General features: G+C 61.2%; 7 protein-coding genes. 1 reads left to right on the top strand and 6 read right to left on the bottom strand.

Annotated features, from left to right (window positions below):
- Positions 1-180 precede the first annotated feature (180 nt).
- Complete coding sequence (locus tag ACVOLR_RS08085) at positions 181-2,367, bottom strand: TonB-dependent siderophore receptor (RefSeq protein ID WP_481535985.1); 2,187 nt, start codon at positions 2,365-2,367, stop codon at positions 181-183.
- Between the two features lie 275 nt (positions 2,368-2,642).
- On the opposite strand from ACVOLR_RS08085, the gene ACVOLR_RS08080 reads away from it, so the two are divergent.
- Entirely contained in the window at positions 2,643-3,317 is a 675-nt protein-coding gene (locus ACVOLR_RS08080) for a DUF2306 domain-containing protein (protein WP_481535984.1), read from the top strand.
- Positions 3,318-3,350: 33 nt separating this feature from the next.
- On the opposite strand, the gene ACVOLR_RS08075 is transcribed toward ACVOLR_RS08080, so the two are convergent.
- The 5 genes from ACVOLR_RS08075 to ACVOLR_RS08055 all read right to left on the bottom strand — a co-directional run bounded on the left by ACVOLR_RS08075 (position 3,351) and on the right by ACVOLR_RS08055 (position 5,979).
- Complete coding sequence (locus ACVOLR_RS08075; RefSeq protein WP_481535983.1) at positions 3,351-3,983, bottom strand: Pr6Pr family membrane protein; 633 nt, start codon at positions 3,981-3,983, stop codon at positions 3,351-3,353.
- Between the two features lie 316 nt (positions 3,984-4,299).
- Entirely contained in the window at positions 4,300-4,632 is a 333-nt protein-coding gene (locus tag ACVOLR_RS08070; protein WP_481535982.1) for a low molecular weight protein tyrosine phosphatase family protein, read from the bottom strand.
- Positions 4,633-4,660: 28 nt separating this feature from the next.
- Entirely contained in the window at positions 4,661-5,092 is a 432-nt protein-coding gene (locus tag ACVOLR_RS08065; protein WP_481535981.1) for a hypothetical protein, read from the bottom strand.
- A 111-nt stretch (positions 5,093-5,203) separates the two neighbouring features.
- Positions 5,204-5,587, bottom strand: coding sequence for a YbjQ family protein (locus tag ACVOLR_RS08060; protein ID WP_481535980.1), 384 nt, complete (start codon positions 5,585-5,587; stop codon positions 5,204-5,206).
- Between the two features lie 122 nt (positions 5,588-5,709).
- Positions 5,710-5,979: a DUF2798 domain-containing protein gene (locus tag ACVOLR_RS08055; protein WP_481535979.1), complete on the bottom strand. Its 270-nt coding sequence runs from the start codon at positions 5,977-5,979 to the stop codon at positions 5,710-5,712.
- Positions 5,980-6,000: the final 21 nt, after the last annotated feature.

Genomic DNA, 6,000 nt, shown 5'->3' with positions numbered 1-6,000 from the left:
GGTTGTAGCGAAGTACTACCCCTCTCCCGCCCCTTCGGGGCACCCTCTCCCGCCTCGGGAGAGGGAAGGAGCAAAAGCCAAAAGCCAAAACCCAAACCCAAAAACCAAAAACCAAAAGCCAAAACGCCAAAGCCAAAAGCCAAAAGCCAAAAGCCATGACTGCTTCGCTATACGCTGTCCTCAGAAGCGCCAGTCAAAGCTCAACTGGTAATTGCTCGGGGCACCGTAGTAACCAATCTGGTACAGGCTGTTGATGTACTTCTTGTCGGTGAGGTTGTTGACGTTGGCGCGTATCGTTGCGTTGGGCAGTACATCCCAGGCGACGAAGGCGTTCAGCAGAGCGTAGCTGCCCTGACGTACGATGCCGCCGGTGTAGATGTCAGTAGCGGAGATTTCACTCTGCCAGCGGCCACCCAGGCCGAACGACAATGCCGCGTAGGTCGGCAGGCGCGAGGTGAGCATCAGGTTGGCGGTACGGCGTGGCACCCAGGTATAGGTTGCGCCACCGTCTTCGTTGCTCATCTTCAACTGGGTGTAGCCGAACACCAGGTTGGTGTTGTCATTGAGCTTGCCGGTGGCCTCGAATTCGACACCCTTGGATTCCACGTCAACGCCGTAATACCAGTACTTGGCGCTCGCTTCGTCGTAACCACCTGAGGTGGCGAGATTGCCTTGCTTGGCCTTGAACAGCGCCAGCGTGGTAAGCAAACGGCGGTCCAGCCACTCGGCCTTGACGCCAACTTCGTAGTTCACGCCCTTGGTCGGATCCAGGTAGACCAGATTGATGTCGTATTGGTCCTGCGGCTGGTAGATGTCCGAGTAGCTGACATAACCCAGCACCTTGTCGGTGAAGTCCCAGGTCAGGCCCGCATAAGGGCTGATGTGATCTTCGGTCTGGTTGAAGTTCTCGCCATTGTTGCCATCGCGGTGGTATTCGGCCCAGTTGAAGCCGAGCACGGCTTTGAACTGGTCGGTGAAGGTAAGGCGGGTAGCCCCGTAGCCCCGCTTCAAGCGCTGGTTGGTCCAGCTTGCCTTGTGGCGTGCTCCCCATTGCGGTTCCGCAATGGCATTGCCTGGATAGGGGAAGAATTCCGGATTGAGGTCGGACGGTACATTGATGGGGTGATCCCAGGTGGTCTGGTCGCTCTTGCCCACGCTGAAGCCGAACATCGCTTCCTGCTCATGCCCCAGCAACTGGAAACGTCCGTTCACAGTGATATCGCCCAGATGCGAGCTGCCCGCGTCGATACCCTTGTATGCCCAACCGACCAGCCCCGCGCCGGTGATCGGGTCCAGCCCGCTCAGGGAGTAGGCGAAGAACAGCTGATCGTCGCTGTCGATCTTGCGGTAGTTGTAGGTCGCCTTGGCCTGCCAGTCGGCGCCCAGCTGGTGGGTGTACTCGACGAACGCGGTCTGGGTCTTGGTGTTCCAGTAGGTCCAGTCCTGCGTGGTCGACGCACTGCGGCCCCACTCGGCCTGGCTGCCGTCGTTGTTGCTGAAGGTCAGCGCGCCCCACATGTTGTGGTCGCTGTTGGCTTTCTGCCAAGAGTAGCCCATGGTCAGCGTGCCGTTGTCGCCGATCTGGCCATCCACCACGCCATAGAAGAAGTTGCGGTCGGTCTCGTAATCGCGCAGGTAGGAGTCGCCGTCTTCATGCGCGGCCACCACGCGGCCGGCCCAGCGGCCGTCCTCAGTGAACGGAGTGGAGTAATCCACCTCGACCCGGCGCTTGCCCCAGGAGCCGAGGCTGATGCCGACCTGGCCCTTGCTCTCGTTGGTGGGGCGCTTGCGCACGTAGTTGATGGTGCCCGACGCATTGCCTACACCGGTGAGCAGGCCATTGGCGCCGCGGATCACCTCGAGTTTCTCGTAGCCGAAGGCATCCATCGCGCCGGTGACGATGCCCCAGTCATTGGGCAGGCCGACGCCATCGATCTGGGTGTTCTTGATTTCCAGGCCGCGCGCCAGGTAGTTGGTGCGGTTGGTCTCCCATTCCTCCACCTGGATACCGGTGGCCAGGCGCAGCGCATCGTTGATGTTGTCGATGCCGAACTGCTGCATCTGCTCGGTGCTGACGACGCTGATCGACTGCGGGGTTTCCTTGATATCCAGATCAAGGTTGGTGGCACCGTTGCTGACCCGGTTGGCGCGCTGCGATACCACGCGCACCGTATCCAGCTGGGTAGCGGTGTCATTTTCCGTGCCAGAGGCGGCCGCAGGAGCGCTCTGTGGCGCTGCCAGAGCGGCACCACAGCTGCTGGCCAGGGCCAGGCAAATGGCTGCCTTCAGACGATTGCCGGCGCTGCGGAACGGGAACGATGAACCGGCGGCGTGAGCCGGGCGGGCGAGGGGGCGACTGGGGTGCATGAGCGAGCCTGAACGTATTTAAATAACGGATTGACCACGGGCGGGGCGGTCCCGCTTCCGTTGCGGGTGGTAACTGCGCTCAAGCGGGCGGCGATGTTAGTGGGAAATTAAATGCGAATGATTCGCAGTTTGCAACTGTTCGGGCAGTCAGGTTTCGTCAGAAGGCTGCGTCTGCGGGGTATCACCCGGCTGGAATCGAACCGCTTGCTGGGCCACCTGCAGCACGCTGACGGGTCCTTGTATGCTTTGGCCGACGCCCGCGAGCCGAGGTGAAGATGTCCAACGCGCTTCATGCAGATGTTGAACGTCGCGGTCCCCTGCAACGTTTGGCCTGGGCATTGCTCTGGCTTGCACTGGCGGCACTGAGCCTGCATTTTCTCCTCGCCGTCCATGGCCAATACCGGCACCTGGACCCCGAGCACTACACCATGTATTGGTCGCGGCGCGGCTGGTTGTGGCTGCACATAGCCGGTGGGGCGCTGGGCATCGTGCTCGGCCCACTGCAGTTCCTCACCCGCTGGCCGCGTGCCTGGCCGCGCCTGCATCGCTGGGTTGGGCGCAGCTACATCAGCGGCATGTTGCTGGCCTGTGCAGCAGCGGTGGGCTTGATCGCCACCTCGCCGGCGCCAGCCGCGATCACCACGGCGTTTGCCGGCACGGCGCTGGCCTGGCTGCTGACCGCCTTGGTGGCGATGATCAGCATCCGTCGTGCTCAGGTCGCACGGCATCGCCGCTGGATGACGCGGGCCTATCTGGTCACGCTGGCGCCGGTGGTGTTCCGGCTGTTGCTGCCGGCGTGGATAGCGAGCGGGGGTGTGCCCAGCCCGGATGCCATAGCGCTGCTGTTGTGGAGCAGCTGGGTGTTGCCCCTGCTGCTGCATGGCCTGCTATCGAATGCGTGGACGAGGTGGCGGGGAAGAGTACCGTCGATAGCATCTCCGGCGGGGTGATGCTTCCCGCTGTCGGTTGGACTGACGGGCGATTCAACGCTCAGCGGGTGAGCGGGCAGCGCCACGTAGTATCGGAATGAAGCGCACAACCACGCCAACCAGCAGGAAGGTAACCAGCATCGCCGCCGAATTCGCCGCTACCTTGGCGAATCCAATTTTGGCGACATCGATGAAGTAGTACGGATACATGCCGGTCAGTTCGCCGCGGATCAACGCGTAAATGAAGTAACCGATCGGATAGATGCACCATGCCAGTGGCGTGAGCGCGGCAAGTCGGGTTCGGGGCGCAAACGCCACCCAATAGGCAAGCGCGCAGATCGGCACCACGTAGTGCAATAGGTAGTCGGCAACCAGCTGCAAACCCTGCGGATTCCAGGCATTGCGCAGCAGCAGGTGGTAGCCCGTACCAACCATGACGATCGAGGTGGTCGCGCAGCCGAGCACCACGGGTTTGGCGAAGAACCGGCCCAAACGCGTAGCTCCCGCGACCAGCGGCAGCGTAGCTGCAAGCGCGACGAACAGATTGGTGAGCACGGTGAAATAGGCCAGGAAAGCAAGCGTGCCGTGGACAACGCCGCGGCCGTTGGAGAACGCCAATTCGATGGACAGGTAGAGCTGCAGCAGCAGTGCTGTCCATGCGACAGCCGCCAGTAGCGCAAGCATCATTCTGTCGATTGCGTGAGGCTTCGTCTTCATCTGCTCCCCGATGGAGTTCAACTGCCAGGATGGCAGAGTAGCGCAGTACCAACATCAGCCCCCAAGCAAGCGACGTATCAGTCCGCAGCCACCAAACCCCTCTCCCTCAAAGGCCAGATCAGGCTGCTTGGAACCACTGGTTCGCAGCCTGATTTGGCGCCCTTGCGCTGGTCGCAAGGGCCGGGGCGCGGAGCGGGGGTTGGTGAGAGGGTGACGTAAGTGGCGCTGCTGGCACGCCTAGGAAAGCCGCAAAGCGGTGCCTCGTCTCCAACATTGCCTTCACAACTCATCCCACCGGCAGGAATCGCGTCACCTTGTGCTTGAGCAACTGCACCAGTATCGGATCCATATAGTCGTAGTCATCCGGTATATCCAGGCAGATGACCCGCTTGCCATTCAGGTGCGCGCGGAACTTCTTTGACAGCTTGTTGCGATGGGCTTTCTCCATCACGAAGATCAGATCTGCCCAACGCAGCAACTCCGGTGACACCGGCGTACTGGCGTCATTTCCCAGCCCGGCCGACTGCGTTTCAATACCCGGCCAGTTGGCGAATACCTGCTCACCAGTGGGGCTGCGCAGCCGGTTCTGGGTGCAGATGAAAAGGACGTTGCGTGGCATGGCGGCTCTACCAGAATGCAGCGCCTGATCAGGCGCAAGGTATGGATGATGCGGCATGGGTACGGCGCCGCAGGAGCATTACAGTGAACGCAGCAACCGCCAGCAGCGGCCAACCGAAGAATAGTGCCCTGAAAAGCAGCGAACCGTTCACCATTCCCATCAGCGTCAAACAAACCAAGATGCCACAGCCGAAACCGATCCAGATAAAGGCCTTGTTGAAGGTGCGTTGGCCAGTGCCAAGTACGAAATAGGCGCGCCACAACGCGATGATGCCGAACCAGCCGCCGGTCAGGCAGGTCAACACCAGCGCGGCACTGCCAAGATGCTCCTGGCGTTGTATCGACTCCACAACGAACATCGCACCCAACGCGCCATAGAACAACGCCACCAGCGTACTCGGCGCGATCACTACAAAGCCAATGAGCTGGGCCAGCAATTTCGTGCGCATGTGGTCCTTCATGATGGAGTGCGGACTACACCGCGTGCCGCTTCGAAGTGAGATTTGGAGCAAGCAGTCGGCACAACGGCTGCATGGTAGCCGGAGCCCGTTTGGGAGCCATTGGAGGCGCGATCAGCGCGAATCCGCCTCCACCACGACTGCAGTTCCGTAACAGAGCACTTCGGTCAGGCCGGTCATCAACTCGGTGGCGTCATAGCGAACGCCGATGATTGCATTGGCGCCAAGCTGCCGGGCGTGGGTCACCATGTCGCGGTAGGTTTCATCGCGCGCCTGTTCGCACAGCTCGGTATAGATGGTGATGTTGCCGCCGAAAATTGTCTGCAGCCCACCAAGGAAGTTACCGACGATGGAGCGCGAACGCACGGTGATGCCACGCACCAGTCCTAGGTTGCGTACAGCACGATAGCCCGGCAACTCGAGGGCAGTGGTGATCATCGCGTCGGTGAGCAGGGTAGGTACCGCGCGGTTGGTGGAGGTGTTGTAAGGGTCGGTCATGGTCGGAGCCGCCAAGGTGCCTCAGGGATTCGAGTATGCGTGCATTGCAGTGGCCGGCACCATGGCTTCCCGAGCAGGACAGAGGGGAACCGGCCCGCAAGGCGGGCCGGAAGTTCGGAATGTCAGGCTGACCGCACCAACGCCGCCGTCGCCTTGCGTACCACTGGCAACAACAACAGCAGGATGGGGAAGGCAACCAGCCACGAGACGCCCCAGGCAGCGAGCCACTTGGAGCCGAGCAGCGGCGACATGCCGATGCTTTTCAGTGTGCTGATCAGGGAGACGACGCAGGTCATCAGGATGGACAGCAGCAAGGGCATGACCAACGCGCCGTAGCGCAAGGGCAGCTTGGGAATGCCAAATACGATGGTGGTTTTGTCTGTAGCGTTCACGGTGATCTCCTGGATCCGGTC

The organism is Stenotrophomonas sp. STEN030, from assembly GCF_056759995.1.
The sequence above is the reverse complement of the archived record's forward strand: the minus strand, read 5'-3'. Positions and strand labels throughout refer to the sequence as shown.